The sequence below is a fragment of the Kitasatospora brasiliensis genome (assembly GCF_032654805.1).
Taxonomy (GTDB): Bacteria; Actinomycetota; Actinomycetes; order Streptomycetales; family Streptomycetaceae; genus Kitasatospora; species Kitasatospora brasiliensis.
This window is the reverse complement of record NZ_JAUOOW010000004.1, coordinates 353,959-379,520: the sequence shown is the minus strand read 5'-3', so window position 1 is coordinate 379,520 and position 25,562 is coordinate 353,959. Positions and strand designations below refer to the sequence as shown.

Below are 25,562 nucleotides of genomic sequence, written 5' to 3'. Positions count from 1 at the left end.
GCGCCGGGGCCGGGGAGGATACGGGCTGCCCGCGCGGCGGGTCAGGGGGGCGGTGGTTGCGGCGGGGGCGGTCAGCTGCGGTTGCTCCAGCGGAAGGTCTTCGCGGCGAGCAGCGCGAACAGCAGGGTGAAGCCGGCCAGGGCGGCGCAGTCCAGGAGCGGGTGGATGATGCCGCCGCGCCCGCCGATGGCGTCGGTGACGCCTTCGTCGAAGTAGCGCAGCGGCAGGGCGCGGGCGAGGCTCTGGAGCCAGCCGGGCATCAGGTCGATCGGGTAGAACGCGCCGGAGAGGAAGGCCATCGGGACCATCACGCAGTTGGCGACGGCGGCCACCGCCTCGGGAGTGTTGGCGAGGGTGCCGACGACCAGGCCGAGGGCGGCGAAGGCGGTGATGCCGAAGACCAGCACCGGCAGGGCGAGCGGCCAGGAGCCGGCGAGGTGCAGGCCGAAGGCGGCCAGGGCGACGGCGGTGAACAGCACGGCCTGGACGAGTCCGGTGCCGAGGGCGACGGCGTAGCGGGCGCCGAGCACGGTGGGCAGCGGGGTGGGGGTGCGCCAGATGAGCCGCAGCAGGTCGTCGCGGCGCCAGTGCATCAGGGTGAAGGCGACGCCGAACAGGGCGGCGTTGCCGATGCCCCAGGAGAGCACGCCGGGGGCGATGTAGTTGATGTACGACAGGCCGCCGTCTACGGACTGCCCCTGGAAGATCAGCCCGAAGACGACCAGGAAGACCAGCGGGAAGGCGAAGGTGAAGATCACCGAGGTGCGGTCGCGGATGTAGGCGAGGTAGCTGGCCCTGGTCACGGCGGTGTAGGCGTTCACGAGCGGTGCTCCGTTGCGGTCAGTTCCAGGTAGGCGTCTTCGAGGGTCGCCGTGCGGGTGGTGATCTCCTCCAGGTCGACCAGTTCGCCGAGGGCGACCAGCACCTGGTTGGCGGAGCGGGTGGAGATCACCAGCTCGCCGCCCTCGACGGTGACCTGGTCGACGCCGGCCAGGCGCCGCGCGTCCTCGGCGGCGATCCGGTACGCGGGGACGCGCAGCCGGGTGGGGGCGGCGAGCGACTTGATCAGGTGGCGGGGGCTGTCCACGGCGAGCACGGCGCCCCGGGCGATGATCGCCACCCGGTCGCACAGGGCCTCGGCCTCGTCCAGGTGGTGGGTGGTGTAGACGATGGTCCGGCCGTCGCCCTTCAGGGCGCGCAGGACCTCCCAGAGCGAGCGCCGGGCGGCCGGGTCGAGGGCGGCGGTGGGCTCGTCCAGGAAGATCAGCTCCGGCTCGTGGATGAGCGCGGTGGCCAGGGCCAGGCGTTGGCGCTGCCCGCCGGAGAGCTGGTCCACCCGGCGGTCGGCCTGCTCCCCGAGGTCCACCAGGTCCAGGGCGCGGACGGCGGCGGCCGACTCCAGGCGGTAGAGCGCGGCGACGGTGCGCAGGTGCTCCAGCGCGGTCAGCCGGGTGAAGAAGGCCGAGCTCTGGGTCTGGATGCCGAGGCGCCGCAGCAGGGCGGTGTTCCTTGGCCAGGGGCTCTCGCCGAGCACGGCGACGGTGCCGGCGTCGGGGGTCCGCAGGCCTTCGACGATCTCGACCAGGGTGGTCTTGCCCGCGCCGTTGGGGCCGAGGATGCCGAAGAACTCGCCTCTCTCCACGGTCAGGGAGACCCCGTCGAGTGCCTGGACCGTGCCGTAGCGCTTGCGCACGCCGGTCAGCGCCACCGCCGCGTCCGGACGGCTGTCACCTGTGCTCATCAGTGCTCTCTCTCCTTGCCGACATCTCGTCCCCCGCTCCATGCGCCCGCCTGGCGCGGTGGGCCCGCACCGCGCGGCCGCCCGCCCACAGCGCCAGGGCCGCCAATACCGCCAGGGCGGGCAGGCACCCGGCGAGCCGGCCGAACCGGGCCGCCAGCAGCAGGCCCAGGGCGGCGAGCAGCCCGGCGGCCAGTAGCGCGCAGCCGAGGGCGTACCCGCCGTAGACCAGCCGCAGTCGCACCGGGTAGCCGCGCAGCGCGCCGGCGTCGCGGCGCACCGCGGCCCGGGCCAGCAGGACGGTGAACCGGCGGCTCTCGGTGGCCAGTTGGAGGCAGTCCAGGGCGTAGCCGAGGGCCTTGTAGCCGTCCAGCGGCGGCAGCGGGAGCAGGTTGCCGAGGGCGACCGCGGTGCCGAGCAGCAGCAGTGCGCCCAGGAAGGGCCGGGCCTGGGCGTCGGCGGGCAGCAGCAGCCAGGCGGGGTAGAACGGCAGCAGGAAGACCAGGTTCATCACCGCCCCGGCCATCGCGGTGGCGATCTGCTCGCGGCGGCGGGCGAAGAACCGTACGTCCTCCACCTCGCAGTACAGATAGCTCATCGGCAGCACCCAGCGCAGGCCGATCTCGCCGACCCGGCCGCCGAAGGCCCGTCCGACCAGTCCGTGGGCCAGTTCGTGCAGGGCGAGGCTCGCCCACAGCAGGGTGCCGACCGCCAGCAGGGCGACGGGGTTCCCGCTGAGCCGTACGGTCTCGTCGGTGAGGGTGCCGAGGTCGGCGGCGACGCCGGCGAGCAGCGCCGCCACCAGGGTCAGCAGCGGCAGCAGGAAGCGGCGGCGGCGGGCGAAGCCGGTGGCCAGGTGCAGCCGGTCCAGCAGCGCGGGCGCGTCGGAGACCATCCGGACCCGGCCGGCCAGCACGGTCGAGCGGGCGGGTTCCTCGGCTCGCCGGGGCGCCGGGGCGGGGGCGTCCGCCAGCAGTCCGCGGGTGTAGAGCAGGCCCAGCATCTGCTGCCACTGCGGTTCGCCGAGCCGGGCCCGGAACCGTACGGCGTACTGCTCGCCGATCTCCGCGAGGGACCGGGTGCCGTCCAGCCGGGCGATGATGAAGTGCTCCTTCGCCCCGATCTCCAGCTGGCGTCCGCCGGCCGGGTCCCGGACCAGGTGGACTTCGGCGGCGCCGCGTCGCAGCGGTCGGGCGAAGCGCAGCTCGGGGCGGACCTTGGGCCGCAGGTCGAGGAGTGGGGATGCGCTCACGGCGCCGCCGAGGGCTGGGGCTCGCGCAGGGCGCGGGCCAGGATGTAGGAGAGGAAGGCCTCGTCGCGGACGGTGACCGAGAGCCGGTTGTTGGTCATGTGCGCGTAGGGGAACAGCAGCATCGGCAGGGCCTGCGCCGGGTCGGTGACGGTCAGGTCGCGTTCGCCGTCCCAGGAGCGGAAGACCAGTTCGCCGCGACGGGCCAGCTCGCCCGCCCGTTCGCGCAGCTCCAGGCAGTGTTCGGCCCAGCCGCGCAGCCGGCTCGGCAGCCGTTCGGGGGCCTGGTCCACGATCGCCGCGCGGATCGCCCGGAACCTGGTCGGCAGGGTGTCGCCCATGCCGGCGTAGGCGCGGTCGTAGCCTTGCCGGGCGGTGTAGTTGGTGCCCTCGAACGCGCCGTTCCAGAAGGCGTGGTAGCGGTCGAGGAAGACCAGGAGGTCCTCCTCCTCGGGCAGGAAGCAGGCCGACATGGTCATCATCAGCTGGGCGGCGAGGCCCAGCACCACCGTGCGCAGGTGCAGGTTCATGGTGCGGGTGGCCTCGATGACCAGGTCGCTGGAGTGCTGGAAGTGCCACTCGGCGAGGTCGATCCCGGCGGGGCCGCCGTACTTGCCGTACTCGGGCTCGTACGGTTCGCGGCTGAAGGTGTTGTTCTCGCGCAACCGCATCCGGCCGTCCGGGCCGAGCAGCCGCTCGCGTTCCTCCTCGCGGAACTCCAGCTCGAACATGGTGTTGTAGAGCTCGGCGAAGAAGCTGTCCTTGACCTGGTAGAGGGCGGGGCGGCGGCGCAGGAACTCGGCGACGGCCTCCTCGGCCCGCTGCCGCACCTGCTCGGCGGCCGACGCGGTGGCGGGGCGCAGCCGCAGTCGCAGGTGCGGGCCCTCCAGCCAGTAGTTGATGAAGAAGTACCCGTCGAGCAGGCCCTCTTCGGTCAGCTCCGCGACCAGCGGCCGGACGCACTGGAGCAGCAGCGGGCGGGGGCTGGCGGCGTAGAAGACGTGCAGCGCGAGCCAGTCTCCGGTCGGCGTCGGGCGGTCAGTCATGGTCGGGTTCTCCTTGCCGCTGCCCGGGCGCGGCGTGCTGCGCGCGGGGCACGATCTCCAGGGCCAGTTCGGCGACGTGGTGCCCGTGGGCGGAGCGCACGTGCAGGGCGTCCTCGCCCGGCAGCATCTCCTCCAGGACGAGCCGCCCGGGCCCGCCGGCCAGCAGGCCGTCCAGCGCCGTCAGGGAGAGCGGGCTGGCGAAGTCCACGTACTGCGGTTTGGCGGCGCCGAGGCGGGCGCCGGCGCCCTCGGGGTACGCCCGAGCGAAGGCCCGGACGGGCAGGGCGTGCCGGCGGCGCCAGCGCTGCCACTCCAGGAAGCGCTCCGACTCGCTCGCACCGGGCGGGAGTTGGGGCAGCGCGGCGGCGGTGGCGGTCCAGCTGCGCCGGTGCAGTACGAGGCTGCGGTAGCGGACCCTGGGGCGGTGGGTGACGCCGGAGGCCGCCGGGCCGGTCGGCACCCCGCGCCACAGCTCGGGAGTGACCCGCGAGGTCGGCGAGAACAGCAGCAGGCTGCGCGGGATCTCGGGCAGCACCATCGGGACGAGGTAGCCGAGGTAGACCGGGACGACCTCGGCGCCCAGCCGGCGTGAGCGCAGGACCAGCCGGTCGGCGTCCGGGTCGTGCTCGACGTACAGGTCGTCCAGGTGGATCCGGGCCGCGTCGGGTGCGGTGCTGGTCTCGCCCGGACAGACCAGCTCGTGGTCGGTCAGCCGGGCGTGCAGGTTGAGGTTGGTGGTGGCCGATCCGGCGGTGACCTCGGCGAGGACGGCCCCTTCGGGCCGCACCTCGCGCAGGGTGGTGCGCAGCGCGGCGGGCAGGCCGCCTTCCGGGCGGTCGAAGCAATGGGTGAAGCGGGTGAAGGGGAAGCAGAGGCCGCCGTACGAGTGGTTGAGCACCACCAGCGGGTCACCGGAGCGCCGAACCAGCTGGACGAAGTGGCTGTGCGGCGCGAAGTCGCTGTGGAGTTGGTCGAGTTCGGCGGCCACGGCGGCGATGTCGGCCTCGCCGAGGGTCAGCTCCTCGGCGCCCTCCGGCAGCCGCTCCGACAACCCGCGCATCCGGCGGGCGAGTTCGGCGCGGGCGCGGTCGAGGGCGGTGAGCTCGGGCAGGCCGAGCCAGTTCTCCTCCGGCGGGTAGCCGTGGTGTTCGGCCTCGGCGGGCTTGGCCGCGGTGAACTGGAGGTACTGGTTGAAGATGTCCTCGTGGAAGTCGTGCACCAGCTGCAACAGGTCGTCGCTGCGCCCGCCCCGGCCGTGGCGGGCGAGGAAGAAGCCCTTGAGGGTGAGCCGTTGGGCCAGGGCGAGGTCGAAGACCGGCAGGATCCGGGTGAGCCGCGCCAGCGGCTCGGCGGCCAGCTCGGCCCACAGCCGGGTATCGGCCGCCACCTCCCCCGCGGAGACGTCCTCGTAGAGCAGGGTCTGCGGGACGGCGGCCTGCTGGTCGCCCACGTCGCGCTGGATGGCGACGAGTTCTTCGCGGATCTCGGCCAGCAGCGCCCGCCGGGTCGGGACGTCGCCGCCGGGGTAGCGGTCGAGGGCGGCGATCGGCGCGGCGAGGCGGTCGGCGATCGCCTCGGCCCACGGGCGGTCGAGCGAGCGCAGGGCCTGCTGGAAGGCGCGCAGCGGGTCGCGGGTGTGCACATCGGTGGCGAGCAGGGGCAGTTGCAGGACGCCGACCTCCAGCAGGGCGGCGAGGTAGCGTTCGGCGTCCTCGGCCAGGTCGCCGGAGTCGGCGCCGAGTGCGGCCGCGAGTTCGCCGTAGCGGATCAGCGGCCGCTGCCGGAAGAGGTCCAGCAGGCGCTCCAGGACTCCGCTGAGGCGCAGGAAGAACAGCCGGTCCCGGGCCGCGTCGAAGCTCACCGGGGCGTTGTCGTCGCCGGCGGTCACCGAGCGGCGCACATAGCGGACCCGGTCCTCGGTCAGCTCCATGCCGGAGGCGGGGGCCACCGGCAGGTCGTGCCTGCGCTCGGGGTTGGCGGCGATGAGTTCGGCCAGCCGGGCGAGGACCACGACGTTCAGCCGGGGGTGGCTGCCGCGTTCGGCGCCCAGCGGCACCTCGGCCCGGCCCGTCGCGTCCGTGAAGACCCCCGCCGCCACCGGGGTGAAGGTGCTGAACGGGCTGGTCTTGCAGGCCGTCCGGTAGAGGTACGACAGCAGCGAGCGCTCCATCTTGCGGGTCCGCTTGTCCGGGACCGCGCTCGGCGCACCGAGGCCGCCCAGGCGCCCCTCCAGGGACGGCGAGGCGAGCAGCAGGCCGAGCCGCAGCTCGTCCAGGTCGGCGAGGCGGCGCAACTCGCCCCGGGTGCGGAGGAGTTCGCGCTCGAAGTCGGCGACTCCGGCGTCCCGCAGCTCGGCCAGGCGGCGCCGGGCGCGCAGCCACCGGTCGAGCAACTCGCCGGTCTCCGTGTCCAGTTGCCCGACCAGGTCGAGTGCCCCGGCGTCGGGCGTCCGGTTGTTGAACACCCCTCGGCGCAGCTCCAGCAGCCGTCGGCGCCCGGCGGCGTCGGGGGCGGCCTTGACGAGCGCCGAGAGCGGGTCGCTGAGCCGGGCGCCCAGGTCGGCGAGGCGCTCCTCCTCGGCCACCAGCTCCTCGGCCCAGTCGAAGGCCTCGGCCGATCGCAGGCCGTGCACGGCCTCGACGGGCAGCCCGCCGGCGCGCAGCATGAAGCGGGGCCCCAGCCCGAGGGTCCGGGTGCCGGGCGAGCCGCCGCCCCGGTCGGCGGACGACGGGGTCACCGGGGATTGCGTGGTGGTCAACGTTCCTCCGCCCGGTCAGGCGATCGCGTGGTCGAAGTCGGCCGGGCTGCGGTGCTCCTGCCCGACCATCATGATCAGCAGGGGTAGTTCCTCGCCGTCCGCGAGGCCCAGGTGCTCGGTGTAGGAGACGGAGTCGAAGCCGAGCGCCACCCCGCAGGCCAGCCCGGCCGCCGGGGCGACCGTGTAGAGGGCCTGGGAGCTCGCGCCCACGGCGGCGTTCACCAGTCGCAGGCCCCGGTCCCCGATGGCGTCGAGCACGGCCGGGGTGGGGGCGCTGACCACGATGACGGCGCCGGCCTGCTCCAGGTTGTAGTTGTCCAGGAAGTAGTTCCGCTGGAGGAACCAGCCCTGCGGGCCCGGCTTCACCGGCCGCAGCGTCCGGTCGGCCGGCTCATAGGCGTAGGCGCCGGCCGGTACGTCGGCGACGTGGTTGACGAACACGTGGAGCCGGGTCAGCGACGCCGTGCCGGGGCCTTCCGCGCAGCCCGGCAGCCGGCCCGGGGAGGCGGCCGCGGCGAGCGCGGTCGACAGCTGCGCGGCCGTCATCGCGGGCTGTCCGGTGAACCGTCCGAAGCTGCTGCGCCGGGCCCGCAGCGCCTCCCGGACGCCCAGGGCCGGTTCCTGCGGCGCGGGCAGCGGGATCGGCGCGCCGACCGGGCGGGCCGGCTCGGCCGCCGCCCGGACCCGGGCCCAGGCCGCTTCGAGCGCCGCGTCCAGGGCCCCGGCCGCCGGGCGGTCGGCGGCGCCGCCGAGGGTCGCCTCGTGGATGCGCCGGACGGTGTCGAAGGCGAGGACCGTCCGCGAGCGCTCCTGGTCGACGGCCCGGACCCGGGCCCCGGTGGGGGCGGCGGACAGCCGGGCGGCGCTCGTCGGGCGGGCCCAGCGCAGCGGGACGACGGCGAACACGCCCTCCTGCTCCGGCCGAAGCCCGAGCAGCCGGCCGAGCCGCTCCTCGTCGAACCAGAGCGCGGCACCGAGGTGCAGGCCGTGCGCGCCGGCCCAGATCCGCCAGGTCTCCAGCAGCGCCCCGACGTCCATGGTGACCACGTGGTAGGCGAAGCTGTTGTACTTGAAGGCGTTCTGCCAGAACTTGACCGTCAGCACCAGGAACTGGTCACAGTCCTCGGCGAAGCCGCCCAGCGCCGCCCGGACGTCGGCCGTCACATCGCCGGTCAGCAGCCGCCGCATCGCGTGGTGCGGCGTGGCGTAGTGGTGGACCCCGGGGGTGAGCGGACCGCTCGCCCCGCTGACCCAGTGGATGCCGATCGGGTACAGGCCGCCGCCCGAAGCGGTGCCCCGGGAGAAGTTGGCGTGAGGGTAGCGGGGCAGCGTGCCGAGGTCGGAGTTGGCCTGTACGGCGAGCCGCCGGCCGGTCAGTCCGTAGGAGTCCCGGAGCATCCCGCCGAGCAGCGGCAGGGTGAAGCCCTCCTCGCCGCGCGGTCCGAACAGGCCGCCGTGGACTCCTGCCGCCGGGTCGGGCGGGCAGTCGGGCAGTGGGAAGTGCGGGGCGGCGGGGAAGTACTTATCCTTCCTGGGCCGGTCGGCCCAGTCGGGCACGAAGTCGGCGGGCTCCATCGGGACCCGGCCCCGCCACAGCACCGCGGACGCGTACTCGCGGGCGTAGCCCATGGTCGTTCCTCTCTCGTACGTCTGGCGCGTCCCGGCGGTCGGTTGCCGCCGGCGCCCAGGCTGGGCGGGGCTCAGGGGAAGGGGTGCGGGGCGGGGTTGAGGTCCTCCGCCAGCAGGTCGTGCTCGCGCAGACCGGCCGCGCGCGGCGCGGTCCGCAGCCGGGGCATGGTCAGCGCCCGCTGGCGCCGCCAGCCGAAGTCGATCGGCAGCAGCCCGGGGACCAGCACCGAGGCGGTGTGCAGGCCCGAGGCGCGCTGCTCGGGCATGGTCTGGTCGACCACGACGACGTCGAAGCCGGCCGCGGCCACCGCGTCGACGCAGCGCCGCAGGTCCTCCCGGAGGTCGTCGGAGGGCGCGATCGACCCTTCGGCGAGCCGCCGCGGCGGGGCCGGTTCGCGCTCCTCCTCCAGCAGGAAGTCGGCGTACCGCGCCATCTCGGGCAGCCCGTACAGCAGCGGGTGGTCGTGCAGCACCCGCACCTGGTCGAAGTCCTCGGCCATCGCCCGCAGTCGGCGCTCCTCCCGGGCGGTACGGCTGCGCAGGTTGACCGCGTCGGTGGCGATCTCGCACAGGCCGGCCCAGAGCGCCGCCTCCGGGTCCAGGCTGGCGCCCGCCCCGAAGCAGAGCCGGCCCGGCCCGCCGTCGATCCGTTCCGCGACGGCGGTCACCACCGGGATCGGGAAGGTGATCCGGGTGTCGAAGAAGCGGGCCCGGTAGCCGTACATCTCCAGCCGGTCCACCATCGCCCGGGTCTGCGGCCTGGTGCTGCTCCGGCCGTCCAGCTCGGGCAGCGCGAGCCGGCCGTACCAGGCGAGCAGGAAGGCGTCCCGCTCGACGGCCTCCATCAGCCCGAAGTAGACCGCCTCCTCCAGGCAGCCGCCGGAGGCGCAGCCGTTGGAACTCTCCTGGACGAAGCGGTTCTCCAGCCCGCCGGGCGCGTGGTAGTACGCCAGGATCTCGGGCACCAGCAGCGGCCGGTCGTCGCGCAGCGACCAGCCCCAGACCCAGGGGATCGGCCGGCTCGGCGAGAACGGCCGCACCCCGGTCTCGCGGTGGAACTCCTCGGAGTAGAGGCCGCAGGCCCGGGGGTCGAGCGCCTGGTCGCCGAGGTCGTCGAAGGCCGCGACCACCGTGGTGCGCTTGCCGCGTGCCCGCATCCCGGCGAACCGCTCCAGCCCCTCCAGCAGGCCGACCTCGGTGCTGCCCCGGTACGTGGGGGTGTGGCCGCCCCAGAAGCACTCCCGCAGGTAGTCGCCGGAGCGCATGGTGAAGCAGCCGACCGTCGACGAGGTGGAGGCGGAGACCAGATCGGGGACCACCGAGGGGCCGAGCATCCCGGCCACCGGGTTGACGAACGCGGGCAGCGACAGCCCGTACTCCTCGACCGGGCGCAGCCGGAAGTCGTCGGACGAGCGCTTCGGCCGGCTCACCGGCTCGATCCGGGCGGCCTCGGCGCTGTCCTCGGTGCGGTGGTCGCACCGGGGGCACTCCGCGTCGGTGAGCAGCGGGAAGCCGCTGACGTGCAGCGTCTCCAGGTCGAGCAGGTGGACGGTGGGGTGGTTGTCCCGGCTCGTCCGGGGGCGCTGCGCGCGGGCCGCGAGCAGTGCGGCGAGCGCGTCGGTGAGGAACGGCACCGCCCACGGCGGGCTGCCCGCCGCCCTGGTGCCGGAGCCCAGTTCGAGCGCTTCGCGCAGCGGCCCGGAGCGGACGGCCTGCCAGCGCCGGGCAAGGCAGCGGGGGCAGGGCGAGGCGCCGTCGCGGTCGGTGGCGGGTGGGGCGTCCGGGCCGACGATGGCGTGGTGGCTGTAGAAGTGCACGGGCACCGGCCAGGCCCCGGCGTCTCCCTCGCCCGCCGTGAGTTCGTCGCGGGCGCCGAGCATCGCCAGTTCCACCGGCAGCACTTGACGATGCGTCAGCTCTTCGGCCAGGGCGTCGATGAACTCGCGCCAGGGCCCGGTGTACGCCGTGCTCACCGCCGGTGGGCCCAGGGGCGCTCCGGTGTCGAGCGGACGGCTCAGGACGTCCTCAGGCATCCGAGGTCCCGTGCGTGAGCAGCACCTTGACCACCTCGATCCGACCGGCCCGCAGGTCGGCCGGGCCGCACGGGGCCAGTAGCGCGTCCCGGCCGCCGGCCCGGAGCCGCTCCAGCACCTGGGCCCAGGCGAGCACGGTCTCCGCCTCCGCCTCGGCCTCTCCGGTGGGGATCAGCACGGCCGGGTCCAGTTCGCCGATCAGCGGGTCGCCGCCGTCGGCACCGCCCACGGCGGCCGGGTCGCGGTCGAGCTGCACCGCGCCGAGCAGGTCGCGGACGGCCTCCAGTACGGCGTCCCGCAGGCCCAGGCCGCTGCCGAGGGCCCAGCGGTAGCGGTCCGTGCCGGGGTCGACAGCCCTGACCAGCACCACCGGCAGCGGCTCGTCGGCGCCGCCGAGCCGCAGCAGCTCCGGTTCCACGCCGTGGTTGCGGGCCGAGCGGGCGAGGAAGGTGAGCTGCGTGTCCTGGTCGAGCAGCGCCGCCGGCACGGTGGCCGGGGCGAGCTGACCGCGCAGCGCCCGGCGCAGCGCGTCGTACCCGAGCGCCGTGCGCAGGCCGCGCGCGGCGGCCTCGGCGAGCGAGCCGCCGGCGCCGGTGCCGGCGGAGGTGGCCTCGAAGGCCCGGTCCCGGTTGTACGGGCCGAAGGTGCGCAGCGCGGCGGTGGGGACGAGCATCCGCTCGCCCGTCAGCAGGGAGGCCGCCGGGCTCCAGTCGCGGACGGTGTCCAGCGGCACGCCGCCGGCGGTGCCCAGCGACTCCGGTCGCACCCTGGGGAGTTCCATGACGTCCTGGCCCGCCGGGACGGGCGGGACGACGTGCTCGGCGTAGACCTCGGCGGCCCGGTACAGGGCGCGCAGCCGGGCTCCCGCCACGTGGTGCACGTCGGCGGCGGAGATGTCCCGCCGTCGGCCGGGGGCCAGGTCCAGGCTCACGGTGGCGACCTTCAGCGGGGTCTGCCGCCAGGCGTCGTCGGCGTAGCCGGCGAACACCCCGGCGTACGGGCCGACCAGGACGGCTCGGGCGTCCAGTTCGGCCAGGGCCGCCTCGGAGGCGTCCTGCTCGGTCGGCTGGTGCGCGTCGCCTTCGGCGCGCTCGGCGCTCTCGTCATCGAGCTTGAGGTCGGCGAGGTCCGGTGCGGTGTGGTCGGCGCAGCGCGGGCACCGGGGGTGCGGCAGCAGCGGCTCGCCGACGACGTCCAGCGAGTCCACGTCCTGCACCAGCAGCCGGCCGTCGGTCTCGGCCGGCAGCGCGCCGGTGGTGAGCCGGAAGACCTCGTAGCCGAGCAGGTTGCCGAGCATCGCGGCGAGCGGCCCGTGGGGCTCCCGGCCGGTGGGGGCCAGTGGCGCCAGGGGCGCGAGGCCGCTCCACAGTTCGGCCGCGTCGCCCGGCAGGCCGCTGGCGCCCAGGCGCAGGGCCGCGCACGCCCAGCAGCCGGTGCGGTCGGCGGACATCAGCGGGCCGATCACCGCGTTGGCGCCGATCGTCCAGGCGGGCAGCAGCAGCCGGCCGTCCGGGAGGCCGGCCTCCAGGAGTCGGCTGGTGCGCCGGGGCCCGGCCGGGCCGGTCACCAGGACGATGTCGTACCCGTCCAGCTCCGCCCATCCCAGGGCGGCGCCGGCCGGCAGGGTGGCGACCGTCACCGGGCAGCCGGCCTTGGCGAGCGCGGCGGCCTCCGACTCGATCTCGGCGAAGCCGGCCAGTTCGGCCAGGCCCGGCAGCACGCCGACCGTGGCACAGCCGTTGCGCACCAGGCTGAGCGCGCTCCACCGGGCGAGTTCGTCCTCGCCGAGGACGGCGACCCTGGTCTCCCGGAACCGGTGGAAGCGTTCCTCGGCCTCGCCCACGTAGTGGTCGATGTACTCGATCTGCGGACCGAAGCGGGCGATGACCTCGGGTGCGAGCGGCGAGGGCTCTTCGGGGGCCGGTCCGGCGTCGCGGGCGAAGCCGCGGGCGTAGAGGGTGCGGACCAGTTCGGTGAGCATGCTGCGGTGGTGCTCGCCGAACCCCTTGCTGATCTCGGCCGCCGTGTGGTGCCCGTTCAGGTGCGGCACGATCAGCGAGGCGAAGCGGTAGGCGTCCTTCGCGGTGAGGCTGAAGCCGCCGTGGGCGTTGTGGAACAGCACCCCCTCGGGGGTCTGGGTGTACAGCACGTCGCGGCGGATCCGTGGACGGCTGTCGGCGATCTCCTCGTACGGGGGCATGTCCCTCACACCTCAGTGGTACGCAACGGGGCGGCTGACTGCCGCGCGGATGGAACGGATCGGCTCAGGCGGTCGGCGGCGCCGGGCTGGGCCCTCCCGGGGCACGGGCCCAACTGCCCGCCGCCGCACGGGTGAAGGCGCGGAGCAGTTCGGTCACCCGGTACTGGCCGCACGGGCCCTCCTGGAGGAGCCCGGCCTGCACCAGGCCGGCGAGGACGACTTCTCCGGTGGCGGGCGCGGTCGTCGCGTCCGGCGCCGGGGGCTGGGCGGTGTCCACGTCTTCGGCCGGATGCCGCCCGGGTGCCCGGGCCGGCGGGGAGCCTGGCATCGTCGGCGGCTTGCCGCGCAGCACCGCGAGTTCGAGGCGTTGCAGCGCCGGTCCCGGGTCGACGCCGAGTTCGTCGTGCAGATGGTCGCGGACCCGACGGTACTCGGCGAGGGCGTCGGCGCGCCGACCGGTGCGGTACAGCGCCTCGATGAGCTGCTCCCAGAACCGCTCGTGGGACGGGTGCGACCGGGCCAACGGCCGGAGTTCGGCCAGGACTTCGCGACATCGCCCCAGCGCGAGTTCGATGTCGTAGACGCGCTCGACGGTCCGCAGCCACTCCTCCGCCAGTCGCGGCACCTCCTCGCGGTGCAGGACGTCGGAGTGCACATTGCCCAGCACCGGCGGCTGCCAGAGCCCCAATGCCGCACGCAGCAGGGCGAGTTCGGCCACCGGGTCGGTGGCGCGGTCGGCCCGCCCGAGCAGCTCGCGGAACTCCAGCAGGTCGAGGGTGTGCGCGTCGACCGCCATCCGGTAGCCGCCGGGCAGCGCCTCGATCGTGCTGCCGGAGATGCCGTACTTGGCGAAGAGCCGCCGCAGCCTCAGCACACAGGAGTGCAGCGCCGCCTTGGCCGTCGCCGGGATCTCCTCGCCCCAGATCGCCCGCTGGAGCGACTCCACCGGCACCACCGCGTTGGGGCGGGTCAGCAGGGCCGCCAACAGCGAGGCGGGTTTGGACGGTTGGAGCACCGCCGTCTCCCGGCGGTCCGCGATGGCGAGCAGTCCGAGCACGGTGAACCTGGCTCCGCCGTCCTGTCCGACCTCCGCCGCCATGCCCACCTCGCCCCCTGTCGACCATCGCGTCCGGGCACGCCGAAGGCGTGCGCCGCCGAAGAATTGACTCGATACGAACCAGCCCCGCGATGACGCGGGACGCGTGCTCGGCGCGCCCATCCGCCGGGGGCCGCCCGTTTTGACAGGGCCAGACCGTATGGGCTGAAGATCAGTCGAGTCAATGCTCTTGCTCCGCTTTCAGCAAGATTTCATGACTCGCCGGTAACCATCCTCGCAAGACGGGCGCACCTGACCGCGAACGGACCGGGACAACGGTCGTCCGCATACGAACGCCATGCTCGGGCAGCGCCCGCGACGAGCGGTACGAGAGCAGCGGAAGGACCCCGACCGGTCCTGCACGGCCCGGCCCGGTCGCACGATGCGACGGGCGGGTGAGGGGGCCGCACACGAGGGGTCGCCGCCTTCGGCGATGACAGCCCATGATGGCGTGCGGTCAACCGTTGCGCCAGACCCGTGCACCCTCCGATCCGCGCGGACGCGAGCCGGCGCGCCGTGGCGCGGATCACAGCAGGCCCCACACGGGCGATGAAATGCGGGGGCCGCCGAGGTGGTTGCTACAGGCAACCGTCTCCGTCCCGGTGCACGCCACCGCTACCCGCAAGGACTCCCATGACCGGCACCGTGCCCTCCGCCTCCCGCGCGGCCGAGATCCTGTCCCGGCCCGTCACGATCAACGGGCTGACCGTGCCCAACCGCATCGCGATGGCCCCGATGACGCGCAGGTTCTCCCCGGGCGGCGTGCCCGGCGAGGACGTGCGCTCCTACTACGCCCGCCGCGCCGCCGCGGGCGTCGGCCTGATCGTCACCGAGGGAACGTACGTCGGCCACGAGTCCGCCGGCCAGGCCGACGACATCCCGCGCTTCCACGGCGAGGAGCAGCTGGCCGGCTGGGCCCGCGTCGCCGAGGACGTCCACGCGGCGGGCGGCACCATCGTGCCGCAGCTCTGGCACATCGGCATGGTCCGCAAGCAGGGGGACCCGCCGTTCGCCGACGCCCCCGCCATCGGCCCGTCCGGCATCCGGCTGGACGGCACCGAGGGGACGGGGCGGGCGATGACCCGGGCCGACCTCGACGCCGTCATCGGCGCGTTCGCCGAGGCCGCCGCGGCCGCCGAGCGGATCGGCTTCGACGGCGTCGAACTGCACGGCGCCCACGGCTACCTGCTCGACCAGTTCCTGTGGGCCGGCACCAACCGCCGCACCGACGCCTACGGCGGCGACCCGGTCGCCCGGACGAAGTTCACCGCCGAGCTCGTCGCCGCGGTGCGCGAGGCCGTCTCCGCGGAGTTCCCGGTGATCTTCCGCTACTCGCAGTGGAAGTCGGAGAACTACGACGCCCGCCTCGCCGAGACCCCCGAGGAGCTGGAGGCGATCCTCGCCCCGCTGGCCGAGGCCGGCGTCGACGCCTTCCACGCCTCGACCCGCCGCTACTGGGTCCCCGAGTTCGACGGCTCGGACCTCAACCTGGCCGGCTGGACCAAGAAGCTGACCGGCCGCCCCGCCATCACCGTCGGCTCGGTCGGCCTCGACGGCGACTTCGTCCACGCCTTCAGGGGCGAGGGCGCCCCCGTCCAGGGCATCGACGACCTGCTCGACCGCCTGGAGCGCGACGAGTTCGACCTGGTCGCCGTCGGCCGCGCCCTGCTCCAGGACCCGCAGTGGGCCGCCAAGGTCCTCGCCGGCCGCTTCGCCGACCTCCACCCCTACGACGCCGCGGCGGTCCGCACCCTGAGCTGACCCCGCCCCACCGTCAGGCCCCGGCAACGCCGGGGCCTGACTCCCCTACCTCGCGAACCGCGCCCGGTGGGCGGCGATCAGGTCGCGGTACCAGGCGTAGGAGGCCCTCGGGGTGCGCTGCTGGGTGGCGAAGTCGACGTGGACGAGGCCGAAGCGCTGGCTGAACAGCCCCTCCGCCCATTCGAAGTTGTCGAGGAGGGACCAGGTGTAGTAGCCGCGGACGTCGATGCCCTCGGCGATGGCCTGGGCGAGGGCGTCGAGATGGGCGGACATGAAGTCGATGCGGGGCTGGTCGGGGGTGGTGGACTCGGGGACGGAGCAGCCGTTCTCGGTGATGGTGACGGGCGGCAGGGCCTTGCCGTAGGTGTCGCGGAGTCCGAGGAGGAGTTGGCGCAGGGCGTCGGGGACGACGGGCCAGCCGAAGGCGGTGTGGGGGACGTCGGGGATGTCGACCAGGTCGAAGGGCAGGCCCGGGGCGGTGGGGGCGGCGACGCGGGTGGGGTTGTAGAAGTTGAGGCCGAGGCCGTCCAGGCCGGGGGTGTGGATGAGGTCGAGGTCGCCCGGGTGGACGGCGCCGAAGATGTCGTCGGGGACACCGAGGACGGAGAGGTCGGGGTAGCGCCCGAGGAGGACCGGGTCGGTGAACAGGCGGTTGTGGAGGGTGTCGTAGGCCTGGGCGGCGGCGATGTCGGCGGCGGCGCCGGAGGCCGGCCGGACCGGGGTGAGGTTGTTGGAGAGCATCGCCGCCAGGCCGCGGTCGTGGAGGACGGCGGCGGCCAGGCCGTGGCCGAGGAGCTGGTGATGGGCGGCCGGGAGGGCCTCGAACATCAGGGTGCGGCCGGGGGCGTGGGTGCCCGTGGCGTAGCCGAAGACGGTGTGGACGAAGGGCTCGTTGAGGGTGATCCAGGTGGGGACGCGGTCGCCGAGCAGGTCGGCCATCACGGCGGCGTACTCGGCGAAGCGGTAGGCGGTGTCGCGGTGGAGCCAGCCGCCGCCGTCCTCCAGGGCCTGCGGGAGGTCCCAGTGGAAGAGGGTGGGGAGCGGGGTGATGCCCGCCGCCAGCAAGGCGTCCACCAGACGGTCGTAGAAGGCCAGTCCGGCGGGGTTGACGGGGCCCGCGCCGGTGGGCAGGACCCGGGGCCAGGCGATGGAGAAGCGGTAGCCGTCGAGGCCGAGCCCGCGCATCAGCTCGATGTCCTCGGGGTAGCGGTGGTAGTGGTCGCAGGCCACCGCGCCGGTGTGGCCGTCGCGGACGGCGCCGGGCCGGGCGGCGAAGACGTCCCAGACGGAGGGGCCTCGGCCGTCCTCCCCGACGGCCCCCTCGATCTGGTAGGCGGCGGTGGCGGCGCCCCAGCGGAAGTCCTCCGGCAGGTCGAAGCGGTCCGGCATGTGCGGCCTCCTGACAGAAACGTGAGGAGAACTCATGTTACCGACGCGGCGGCGAAGCACCAGAGGCCGTCCGTCGGCGGGGCCGTGAGCCCGCACGCCCCCCATGGGACAAAAGTCTCTCCATCAGATGACATCCGTTGTCATCCGTTTCCGATCGCCGGTGCGTCCTGGGGGTATGAAGCGCGAATCGATCCGCCCGGCGGGCTCCGGATCCGACCCGTTCGACGAGTTCGTCGCGGCCAGGTACCAGCCCCTGCTGCGGGGGGCGTACTTGATCACCGGGAACGTCCATGACGCTCGGGACCTGTTGCACGACGCCCTGGCGCAGGTGTACCCGAGACGGGCCATGATCCGGGACGCGGAGGCGAGCGAGGGGTACGTCCGCCGCACGATGGTCCGCACCCACGTCTCGCGGTGGCGCCGGACCAGGCGTGAGGTGCTCACCTCCGCGCTGCCGGACGGGCCCGCCGCCCAGGACGCCGAACGGGACGACGAGCTGGCGACCGCGCTGTCCGGGCTGCCTCGGCGCCAGCGGGCGGCCGTGGTGCTGCGCTACTACCTGGACCTGCCGGTCGCGCAGGTGGCGGAGGAACTGGGGTGCTCGGTGCCCACGGTGAAGACCCACCTGGCGCGCGGCATCAAGGCGCTTCGACAGGAACTGGAACCGGTGAGGGAGTTGGTGAGCCGTGAACGCTGAGGACAGGTTCGAGGAGGAGCTGGTCACTCGGCTCGGAACGCACGCGGCGGGGGTCGGCGGCACCCCGCCACTGGCCGAACTGCACGAGGCCGGGCAGCGCCGGGCCCGCCGGCAGACGGGTGTGCGGATGGTGACGGCGACGGCCGTGGTGGTCGCCGGAGTGGGGGTGCTGACGCAGCTCGGCGGCGGTATCGGGCCCGGGCGTACCGGGCCCGCCGGGATGGGCGCCGGCATCGTGAGCCCGATGCCCAGCCCGGCGATCCAGGGGCATCCGGCCGTGATGCTGAACTGCCTGGGCGGGCCCACGTCGATGCGGACACCCGGCTGGCACCAGCACCGGACCGAGCTGCCCACGTCGCCGTCGCCGTCGGACCGGCTGACGCCGTGGGCCCCGTACCCCGGTCCCACGGACTCGGGATCGCCGACGACCGGGCCTTCGTCGTCCGTCGATCCGTCGTCCGTCAATCCGTCGTCGGGGTACCCGTCACAGGGCTACTCCTCGTCGCGCTCCACGTCACCGGGCGCGCCGTCCGACCTGCCGTCCTCCGCCTTCCCCTCGACGTCCGAATCGCCGTCCGCCGGGCCCGGGTCCACGGGCAGCGGCACGCTCTCGCCCTCGGCGGGCGATCCGGCGACGCTCGGTGCGGGGTGGGCCGGTCAGCAGATCGAGTCCCTGGGAATGGACGGCTACCCCGACCACTACTTCGGCACCTGCCGCGACAGCACCACGAACACGCTCTTCGTGATGCGCGTCCCCGGCAGCGGGCTGGACGCCGAGGTGGCCCGCATGGCGGCCGGCTGGCCCCTGGTGAAGGTGACGTTCGCCGACGCGGTGGGCTCCCGCACCCAGCTCCTGGCGTTCCTGAAGCGGATCGGCGCGGACACCGAGCAATGGCGGGCCAAGGGCGTGGAGATCGAGGGGCTGACCCTCGCCATCGACGGCACCGGCGTGGTGGTCGACACCCCGCAGTGGCAGTCCGCGGGGGCGGACATCAAGGCGAAGTACGGCCCCTGGGTGGCCGAGGTCCGCTGACCGAAGCGCTCGGCCCCACCATGCTCACGCGGCATCGAGGAGTCGGGCGCGCGGCCAGGCTGGGTCGGGGCCACCGGGCTTGGCCGCTACGCCAGTTCGCGCACCCGGCGGATCGGACCGGCCGCCAGGATCGCCGGGCTCGCCAGGCTGCACACCGCCAGCAGGAGCAGTGCCGTGCGCGGACCCCAGGCCGTGGAGGCGGCGCCGGCCAGCAGCGCGCCGACCGGGATGGCGCCCCAGGAGACGAACCGTACGGTGGCCATCACCCTGGGGAGCAGCTCGGGCGGGGTGTGGGTCTGCCGGTGGGTGCGGGTGACGATGCTGGTGACCACGACGCCCGCCGAGAAGCCCGCGTTGCCGACCGCGAAGACCACCGCCGCCCAGCCGGAGCCGGCCGCCGGGAGCAGGAAGGTGAAGAGCGCGGCGACCAGCGCCGACCAGCGCAGGGCGCCGCCGCTGCCGATCCGGGAGACCACCCGGGGGGTGAGGGCGGCGCCGAGCAGGCTGCCCAGGCCGCCGGTGGCCATCAGGGCGCCGACGGCGGCGGGCGGGGCGTCGAGGGTGGTGACCAGGAACACCGGGGTGAGGGTCATCAGCCCGCCGGCCACGAAGTTGACGGCGGTGGCGTCGGCGGCGCACGGCCCGATCACCGGGTGCCGGGTGACGAAGTGCCAGCCCTCGCGGATCTGCTCGCGCATCCCGGCGCCGCCCGGGCCGCCGGTCGGCCGCGGTGCGCGCGGCAGGCTGCGCAGCAGCGCGGCCGAGACCAGGTAGCTGACCGCGTCCAGCACCATCGCGGCGGCGCCGCCCACGAGTTGGACCAGTACCCCGCCGAGCGAGGGGCCGGCCAGTTCGGTCGCGGCGCTGCTGCCGGAGAGCAGGCTGTTGCGGGCGGTCAGCTGGTCCTTGGGCACGATCGACGGCAGGAAGGTGGAGTTGCCGACGTCGAAGACCACGCTCGCCAGGCCGACCAGCAGCGCGACCACGACCAAGTGCGGCAGGCCGAGCACGCCGAGGGCGGCCGCCACCGGCACCGAGGCGACGGCCAGGCCGCGCAGCAGGTCCATCACCACCTGGGTGCCGCGCAGCGGGAGCCGGTGGACCAGGACGCCGGCCGGCAGGCCGACCAGCAGCCAGGCCAGGTAGCCGGCGCCGGTGATCAGGCCGACCTGCCAGGCGGTGGCGTGCAGGGTGACCACGGCGATCAGCGGCAGGGCGACGGTGGTCACCTGGTCGCCGAGGCGGCTGACCAGCGATCCGCTCCAGTAGCGCCAGAACACCCCCGCCCCGGTCACCCGTATTCGGTCCCCCGCCCCGCGCTCCGTCGCGGCTGCCGCTTCTCGCGTCGTCACATCCACTTCCGGTCCCACCCCTTCTGTCGCGAGCGCCCCACCCGTCCGCCCTCCCTGTCCGACGGCAAGTGGGTTCCATTTTGGAACTCACTATAATCGGCAGTCATGCGGCACACCGAAGCGGCGGACCCCGACTGCGCGATCTCCCAGGCCCTGGCCGTGGTCGGCGACGCCTGGACACTGCTCCTGATCAGGGACATCGCCGGCGGCACCCACCAGTTCGACGCCCTGTGCACCGGACTGGGCATCAGCCGCCGGGTCCTCACCGAACGCCTCAAGGCGCTGGTCGCCGACGACGTCCTGGAGAAGCGGCTCTACCACCCGCACCCGCCGCGCTACGAGTACCACCTCACCGAACGCGGACGCGGCCTGCTGCCCCTGCTGGTCGCCCTCCAGGACTGGGGCGGCCGGTACGTCCTGGGCGACGGCTCGCTCTCCGGGACCAGCACCGCCGACTCCGCCGAGACCCGCCGGGTGCACGGCCTGACCGGGCGCCGCCTGCCGGATCTGGAACTCACCAGCACCACAAGCGAGTCGACCGACCCCGTGGTGGCCGGTGCCGACTGGACGGTGCTCTACTGCTACCCCGGCGCGTACGCCCCCGGCGGCCTGGACTACCCGCCCGGGTGGGGAGAGATCCCCGGCGCGGGCGGCTGCACCCTGGAGTCCAGCACCTACCGCGACCGGATGGCCGAGTTCACCGCCCGCGACGCCCGGGTCCACGGCATCAGCACCCAACGCCCGGACCAGCTGGCCGCGTTCGCCGAGCACGCCCGCATCCCCTTCCCACTGCTCTCCGACGCCGACCTCCAGCTGGCCGCCGCGCTGCGCCTGCCCACCTTCCGGGCGGCGGGCGTCGACCGGCTCAAGCGCCTCACCCTCGTCCTGGACGCCACCCGTACCATCCGGGGAGTCCTCTACCCGGTGATCGACCCGGCAGGCTCGGTGGAGGACGCGATTGGCCTGATCGACCGCCTTGCGCGGGGCTGACGACGGCCCCGACCTGCCCCGATCGGCAGCTCGCCGAAGATTGTGACGTGACCCTGTCTAGTTCGTTCCCGTCCCGGTGTGGTGGGATGAGCCCTCACGGGGTGGTGAAACGCTGACGGGGGTGTGCGGTGGCGCGAAGTGGTTGGCTGCGGGGGCTTGACGGGGACGCGGCAACTCTGACGGCCGTGGGGCTGGTACGGCTGGGGGCGCAGGAGTGGCTGGGCAGGGAGGCCGGGGCACCAGCCTGGCTGGGCGGGCTGCGGGCCGCTTCCTTCGCCGACGTCTGGCTGGCGTTCGGCGACGCGCCGGCGTCCGGGCTGCGGGTGCCCGCACCCGCGGTGCTGCGGGGCGTCGCGCTCCGGGCCGCGGAACTGGTCCTGCGGTCCTGCGGGGAGGACGGGCCGGCGGCGCTGGGGTGGCTGGGGCAGCGCGCGGCGGAGGCCCGTGAACAGGCGCAGCGGGACGGCACCTCGCACCCGGCCGAGCCCTGCGCGCTGACCCTGGTGTGGCACGGGGTCCAGGCGCTGGCCGCCGGGGACGGGACGGGCGAGAACCGCCGCATCGACGAGCGCGGCGAGGCCTACGTACGGGAGCGGCACCACCGCCAGGACACCCTGGCCCTGGTGCTGTGCTGCACCCGGATCGCCGCGGCGGCGCTGGTGGAGCAGTGCGAGGGCGATCCGGAGCGGGTGGACGCCTGGCTGGAGCAGGCCGCGGCCCGCTCGATGCCGCGCGACGGCCGGGCGCCACTGTGGGTGCCCGGACGGCCCTGGCAACCGGCCGGCTGAACGAGCCGGGCGGGTCAGGGCGCGTCGAGCAGCCGGGCGACCTCCGTCATGGCCGTCCCCAGCGGCAGGTCGAGCCGCAGCGCGGCGAGTTCGTCACCGCGGGTCGGCCCCTGGTTGACGATCGCCACCGGCAGCCCCGCCCGGGCGGCCCGGCGGACGAAGCGCAGCCCGGAGAGCACCGCGAGCGAGGAGCCCAGGACGACCAGCGAGCTCGCCCCGTCGACCAGTTCGTAGCAGCGCTCGACCCTGGGCACCGGGACGTTCTCGCCGAAGAAGACCACGTCGGGCTTGAGCACTCCGCCGCAGTCCGCACAGGCGGCGACCCGGAAGCCGTCCACCAGCGGCTGCGGCAGCCGTGCGTCGCCGTCCGGCCGCAGCTCCGCGCCGGACCGGCGGAAGCCCCGGTTGAGGTCCTCCAGCCGCCGGTCGAGCTCGGCCCGGGTGCTGGTGCGGCGGCAGCCGAGGCAGACCACCCGGCGCAGCCCGCCGTGCAGCTCGACGGCCTCCCGGGTGCCGGCCGCGTGGTGCAGCCCGTCCACGTTCTGGGTGATGACCGCCGTGATGTGCCCGGCCCGGCGCAGCCGTTCCACCGCCCGGTGCCCGGCGTTGGGCCGGGCACCGGCGATCGCGGGCCAGCCGCTGTGGCTGCGGGCCCAGTAGCGGCGCCGGGCGTCGGCGCTTCCGGTGAACTCCTGGTACGTCATCGGGGTGCCGCTGCGGTGCCGACCTGTGGCGCCGCGGTAGTCGGGGATTCCGGACTCGGTGGACAGGCCCGCCCCGCTGAGCACCACCGCGCCACGCCGGTCCAGCAGCCGTACCAGGGCTTCCAGCTGCTGCCCTGGCGGGACGACCGGGCCGGGGCCGCCTGGGTGTTCGAACGCGTCCATACCGTCGAGGTTAGATCGACGGCCCCCGGGCGGCTGCCCGGTGTCACGACCGATCGGTGTCACGACCGACCGGCCTTACGGGCGACCGGCCTTACGGGCGACCGGTGTCACGACCGACCGCCCCTACGGGCGACCGGGCTCACGGGCGACGCGCCCAGGCGGAGATCATCGGGGCGGTCGCCAGGTCGAGCCGGCCGGAGGCGACGTTGGCCAGGTGGCGCTCGATCTCCTCCTCCGTCGCGAGCCCCTCGCCCACCAGCAGCCGCCGGATCTGCCGGACCGTGGCGTCCTCCAGCACGGCGCAGGCCGGGGAGGTGATCGGGAAGTACGCGTCGGCCTGGACGTCGACCAGGCCCGCCTCACGCAGCGCCCTGGGCAGCGTCCGCCCGTACCGGAGGTCGGCGCCGCGCCCGGCCATCAGGGTGCGGAAGCCGGAGCGCAGCCGGTTGGCGAGGCGCTCGTCGGGGCCGGCTTCGTCCGGGCAGAGCAGCGGTTGCAGCGCCGGGTCGGCGTCCTCCAGGAGCAGCCAGCCGCCGGGGCGCAGCGCCTGCACCATCCGGCGCAGGGCCTCGGCGCGGTCGGCGACGTGCACCAGGACGAGCCGGGCGTGCACCAGGTCGAAGCCGCCGGGCGGCGGCGGGTCGCCCGCCACGTCGTGGCGCAGCACCTCGATCACGCCGCCGGCGGCGGGGGCGGTCCAGGAGACGTCGATGTCGGTGGCGACCACCGTGCCGGTCGGGCCGACGCGCTCGGCGAGTCCGAGCGGCACGGAGGGGCCGCCCGCGCCGACCTCCCAGCAGCGCATCCCGGGGCCGATCCCGAGGGCGTCGACGTGCCGGAAGGTCACCGGGTCGAACAGCTCGGCGAGGGCGCCGAACCGGATGCCCGCCTCGGTCTGCCGGTTGTCCAGGAGGTAGCCGTGGTCGTTGTCGTGCTCAGCCATGCGGGAGATTCTCGCAGCCGCACCTCCCGGCGCCGCACCGGCTCCCCCAGGGCCGCATCCGGCCCGCCTTGCTGACGAAAAGTCAGCAAGTTCGGTCCATCGCCTTGACGGCGCCTGGTCAGCCCTGGAACGTATGGAGCCCGGAAACGCCGCGCGCTCCCCCGGCCCCCAACCGCCCGGGAGCCGCCAGAGGTCGTCTTCTCGCCCCTCACCGAGAAAGAGGCTCTTCCATGCGCTTCAGCCGCCACCTCGCCGTCACCGCCGCCGTCTGCGCCGCCACCGGGCTCGCGCTGGCCGCCGTCCCCGCCACCGCCGCACCGGCACCCCTCGCCGCGGGCCCGGTGCTCACCACCGGAAGCCTGGGCGGCCCGGCCGTCGCCGCGGGCGACGCGCTCGCCGCACCGCTCGCCGCCGGCACCAAGGCCACCTTCTACTCGACCTCGACCAGCACCACCGGCGTCACCTGCGCCACCTCGCAGTTCTCGGCCACGGCACAGAGCAACCCGGCCGCGCCGGGCAGCGCCACCGCGTCGCTGACCGGGATGACCTTCGGGTCGTGCACCTCCAACGTCACCGGCGTCACCTCGGTGCGCAGCCTGACGGTCGGCAACCTGCCGTACGTCGTCACCGTCTCCGACGCCCCCGGCCTGCCGGTCACCCTCAGCGGCGGGTCCGCCGGGACGATCCAGGCCTCCGCGGTGCTGAACACCCTGCTCGGCACCATCACCTGCACCTACCAGCTGAGCGGCGCGTTCACCGGCAACGCCGACAACACCGCGCACAGCCTGGCCTTCAACACCGAGCACTTCGTCAAGAGCACCGGCTCGACGCTCTGTCCGGGCGAGGGGTACTTCTCGGCGACGTTCGGCCCGGTCACCGACACCAGCCAGGCGGGCAGCCCGGCGGTCTACGTCAACTGACCGCCGCCCGCACGCCGCCGGGGCGGGTACGGCGCACGTCGCCGTACCCGCCCCGGCGCCTTGTCCCCGGACAACGCGAGCACCGGCCGCTACACTCCCCCGGCCGGTGGCGAAGGGGTTCGAGGCGCGGGAGGTGTGGCGGTTGCCCGCCTCCGACCGGCAGGCCGGCAAGCGGGCCCTGTGGTGGACGGCCGGGGCGTCGAGCGGCGCGGCGCGGCCTCAGTCGCCGGCGACGGCGGTGAACTCGGCGGTGTGCACCCGGTCGCCGTGCTTGAAGTCCAGGTAGAGCCGGTACGGGCCGGCGGTCGGGGCGACGGCGTGGAAGGTGATGTCAGGGCCGGGCTCGGTGGTGCCGTCGCCGGGCTCGCCGTTGGGGTGGACGTGCAGGTAGGCGAGGTCCGCGGCGCGCAGGGCCACCAGGTGGCCGTAGGCGGCGAGGTAGGGCTGGAGGTCGGCCACCGGGGCACCGTCGCGGGTGACGGTGAAGGTGAGCGGCGCGCCCTGGCCCGCGACCAGTTCCCCGGCCAGGGTGACGGTGTAGCCGTCGACCTCGGCGGTGGCGGCCGGCTCGGGCAGCGGCCGGGCGGTGGACTCGCCGGGGATGGCGAGGTCCACGCCGAGGGTGAGCGGGTCGGCGCCGGCGGCCTTGAAGTCGGCGTACGCGTGGTAGTCGGCGGGGCCGTCGAACGGGGTCGCCACCCGCCAGGTGCCGTCGGCACCCAGCTCGGGGTGGACGTGGCGGTAGCCGGAGAGGTCGCGGCGCACCACGATCAGGTGCAGCAGCGCCTCGTGCTGCGGCTCGTACGCGGTGACGGGCTTGCCGTCGGCGTCGGTGATGCGGAAGGTGAACTCCCCGGTGAGGCCGACGGTCTCCGGCACCAGGGTGAAGCCCTGATCGGAGGCCGCCAGCCCCTGGGGAGCGCCGTGGTGCGCGTGGTGCGCGTGCTCCGTGTGGTGCGTCCCGTGCTCGTGGTGCTCATGGTGCTGATGCGTCGTCATGCCGACAACCCTGGCCCTCCGGGGGCCTGTTGTCCACGGGAATACCCACCACTC

General features: G+C 74.5%; 20 protein-coding genes. 6 read left to right on the top strand and 14 right to left on the bottom strand.

Going from position 1 to position 25,562, the window contains the following annotated elements:
- Nucleotides 1-71: 71 nt before the first annotated feature.
- From QWJ13_RS17825 to QWJ13_RS17785, 9 genes are all read right to left on the bottom strand, one after another.
- The gene (locus QWJ13_RS17825) at nucleotides 72-821 is read right to left on the bottom strand and encodes an ABC transporter permease (RefSeq protein WP_316525566.1); all 750 of its coding nucleotides are present in this window, start codon (nucleotides 819-821) and stop codon (nucleotides 72-74) included.
- Nucleotides 818-1,741, bottom strand: coding sequence for an ABC transporter ATP-binding protein (locus QWJ13_RS17820; protein WP_316525565.1), 924 nt, complete (start codon nucleotides 1,739-1,741; stop codon nucleotides 818-820). The genes QWJ13_RS17825 and QWJ13_RS17820 overlap by 4 nt, the downstream gene beginning before the upstream one ends.
- Complete coding sequence (locus tag QWJ13_RS17815; protein ID WP_316525563.1) at nucleotides 1,728-2,990, bottom strand: zinc metalloprotease; 1,263 nt, start codon at nucleotides 2,988-2,990, stop codon at nucleotides 1,728-1,730. The genes QWJ13_RS17820 and QWJ13_RS17815 overlap by 14 nt, the downstream gene beginning before the upstream one ends.
- A complete protein-coding gene (locus QWJ13_RS17810; protein WP_316525562.1) occupies nucleotides 2,987-4,033 on the bottom strand; it encodes a lantibiotic dehydratase C-terminal domain-containing protein in 1,047 nt (348 codons plus the stop codon). The genes QWJ13_RS17815 and QWJ13_RS17810 overlap by 4 nt, the downstream gene beginning before the upstream one ends.
- Nucleotides 4,026-6,791 (bottom strand): lantibiotic dehydratase, encoded by a 2,766-nt coding sequence (locus QWJ13_RS17805; RefSeq protein WP_316525561.1) that lies wholly within the window; start codon nucleotides 6,789-6,791, stop codon nucleotides 4,026-4,028. The genes QWJ13_RS17810 and QWJ13_RS17805 overlap by 8 nt, the downstream gene beginning before the upstream one ends.
- Before the next feature lie 15 nt (nucleotides 6,792-6,806).
- Nucleotides 6,807-8,420 (bottom strand): nitroreductase family protein, encoded by a 1,614-nt coding sequence (locus QWJ13_RS17800; RefSeq protein ID WP_316525560.1) that lies wholly within the window; start codon nucleotides 8,418-8,420, stop codon nucleotides 6,807-6,809.
- A 71-nt stretch (nucleotides 8,421-8,491) separates the two neighbouring features.
- The gene (locus QWJ13_RS17795; RefSeq protein ID WP_432277545.1) at nucleotides 8,492-10,453 is read right to left on the bottom strand and encodes a TOMM precursor leader peptide-binding protein; all 1,962 of its coding nucleotides are present in this window, start codon (nucleotides 10,451-10,453) and stop codon (nucleotides 8,492-8,494) included.
- The gene (locus tag QWJ13_RS17790; protein WP_316525558.1) at nucleotides 10,446-12,653 is read right to left on the bottom strand and encodes a TOMM precursor leader peptide-binding protein; all 2,208 of its coding nucleotides are present in this window, start codon (nucleotides 12,651-12,653) and stop codon (nucleotides 10,446-10,448) included. The genes QWJ13_RS17795 and QWJ13_RS17790 overlap by 8 nt, the downstream gene beginning before the upstream one ends.
- 64 nt (nucleotides 12,654-12,717) lie before the next feature.
- Entirely contained in the window at nucleotides 12,718-13,752 is a 1,035-nt protein-coding gene (locus QWJ13_RS17785; protein WP_432277544.1) for an AfsR/SARP family transcriptional regulator, read from the bottom strand.
- 630 nt (nucleotides 13,753-14,382) lie between these two features.
- Between QWJ13_RS17785 and QWJ13_RS17780 the strand changes: the two genes are divergently transcribed.
- Nucleotides 14,383-15,510 carry an NADH:flavin oxidoreductase gene (locus QWJ13_RS17780; RefSeq protein WP_316525557.1) on the top strand — a complete coding sequence of 376 codons (1,128 nt, stop codon included), beginning with the start codon at nucleotides 14,383-14,385 and terminating at the stop codon, nucleotides 15,508-15,510.
- Nucleotides 15,511-15,555: 45 nt separating this feature from the next.
- Here the strand turns inward: QWJ13_RS17780 and QWJ13_RS17775 are convergent, their stop codons facing one another.
- On the bottom strand, nucleotides 15,556-16,899 hold the full coding sequence (locus tag QWJ13_RS17775) for a GH1 family beta-glucosidase (RefSeq protein WP_316525556.1): 1,344 nt from the start codon (nucleotides 16,897-16,899) through the stop codon (nucleotides 15,556-15,558).
- A 175-nt stretch (nucleotides 16,900-17,074) separates the two neighbouring features.
- Between QWJ13_RS17775 and QWJ13_RS17770 the strand changes: the two genes are divergently transcribed.
- Nucleotides 17,075-17,596, top strand: coding sequence for a SigE family RNA polymerase sigma factor (locus QWJ13_RS17770; protein ID WP_316525555.1), 522 nt, complete (start codon nucleotides 17,075-17,077; stop codon nucleotides 17,594-17,596).
- Entirely contained in the window at nucleotides 17,586-18,629 is a 1,044-nt protein-coding gene (locus QWJ13_RS17765) for a hypothetical protein (RefSeq protein WP_316525554.1), read from the top strand. Before QWJ13_RS17770 ends, QWJ13_RS17765 begins: the two co-directional genes overlap by 11 nt.
- Nucleotides 18,630-18,715: 86 nt before the next feature.
- Here QWJ13_RS17765 and QWJ13_RS17760 read toward each other — a convergent pair whose 3' ends face one another.
- The gene (locus tag QWJ13_RS17760) at nucleotides 18,716-19,981 is read right to left on the bottom strand and encodes an MFS transporter (protein ID WP_316525553.1); all 1,266 of its coding nucleotides are present in this window, start codon (nucleotides 19,979-19,981) and stop codon (nucleotides 18,716-18,718) included.
- A 105-nt stretch (nucleotides 19,982-20,086) separates the two neighbouring features.
- Between QWJ13_RS17760 and QWJ13_RS17755 the strand changes: the two genes are divergently transcribed.
- Nucleotides 20,087-20,971 (top strand): winged helix-turn-helix transcriptional regulator, encoded by an 885-nt coding sequence (locus tag QWJ13_RS17755; RefSeq protein ID WP_316525552.1) that lies wholly within the window; start codon nucleotides 20,087-20,089, stop codon nucleotides 20,969-20,971.
- 185 nt (nucleotides 20,972-21,156) lie between these two features.
- Nucleotides 21,157-21,759, top strand: a complete 603-nt coding sequence (locus QWJ13_RS17750; protein ID WP_316525551.1) for a hypothetical protein — start codon at nucleotides 21,157-21,159, stop codon at nucleotides 21,757-21,759.
- A 14-nt stretch (nucleotides 21,760-21,773) separates the two neighbouring features.
- On the opposite strand, the gene QWJ13_RS17745 is transcribed toward QWJ13_RS17750, so the two are convergent.
- A complete protein-coding gene (locus QWJ13_RS17745) occupies nucleotides 21,774-22,646 on the bottom strand; it encodes an NAD-dependent protein deacetylase (RefSeq protein WP_316525550.1) in 873 nt (290 codons plus the stop codon).
- 139 nt (nucleotides 22,647-22,785) lie between these two features.
- Complete coding sequence (locus QWJ13_RS17740) at nucleotides 22,786-23,589, bottom strand: methyltransferase domain-containing protein (protein WP_316525549.1); 804 nt, start codon at nucleotides 23,587-23,589, stop codon at nucleotides 22,786-22,788.
- Between the two features lie 230 nt (nucleotides 23,590-23,819).
- Here QWJ13_RS17740 and QWJ13_RS17735 point away from each other — a divergent pair, with 230 nt between their 5' ends.
- Complete coding sequence (locus tag QWJ13_RS17735) at nucleotides 23,820-24,509, top strand: Tat pathway signal sequence domain protein (protein ID WP_316525547.1); 690 nt, start codon at nucleotides 23,820-23,822, stop codon at nucleotides 24,507-24,509.
- Nucleotides 24,510-24,728: 219 nt separating this feature from the next.
- Here the strand turns inward: QWJ13_RS17735 and QWJ13_RS17730 are convergent, their stop codons facing one another.
- Nucleotides 24,729-25,508: a DUF8832 domain-containing protein gene (locus QWJ13_RS17730; protein ID WP_316525546.1), complete on the bottom strand. Its 780-nt coding sequence runs from the start codon at nucleotides 25,506-25,508 to the stop codon at nucleotides 24,729-24,731.
- Between the last annotated feature and the right edge of the window lie 54 nt (nucleotides 25,509-25,562).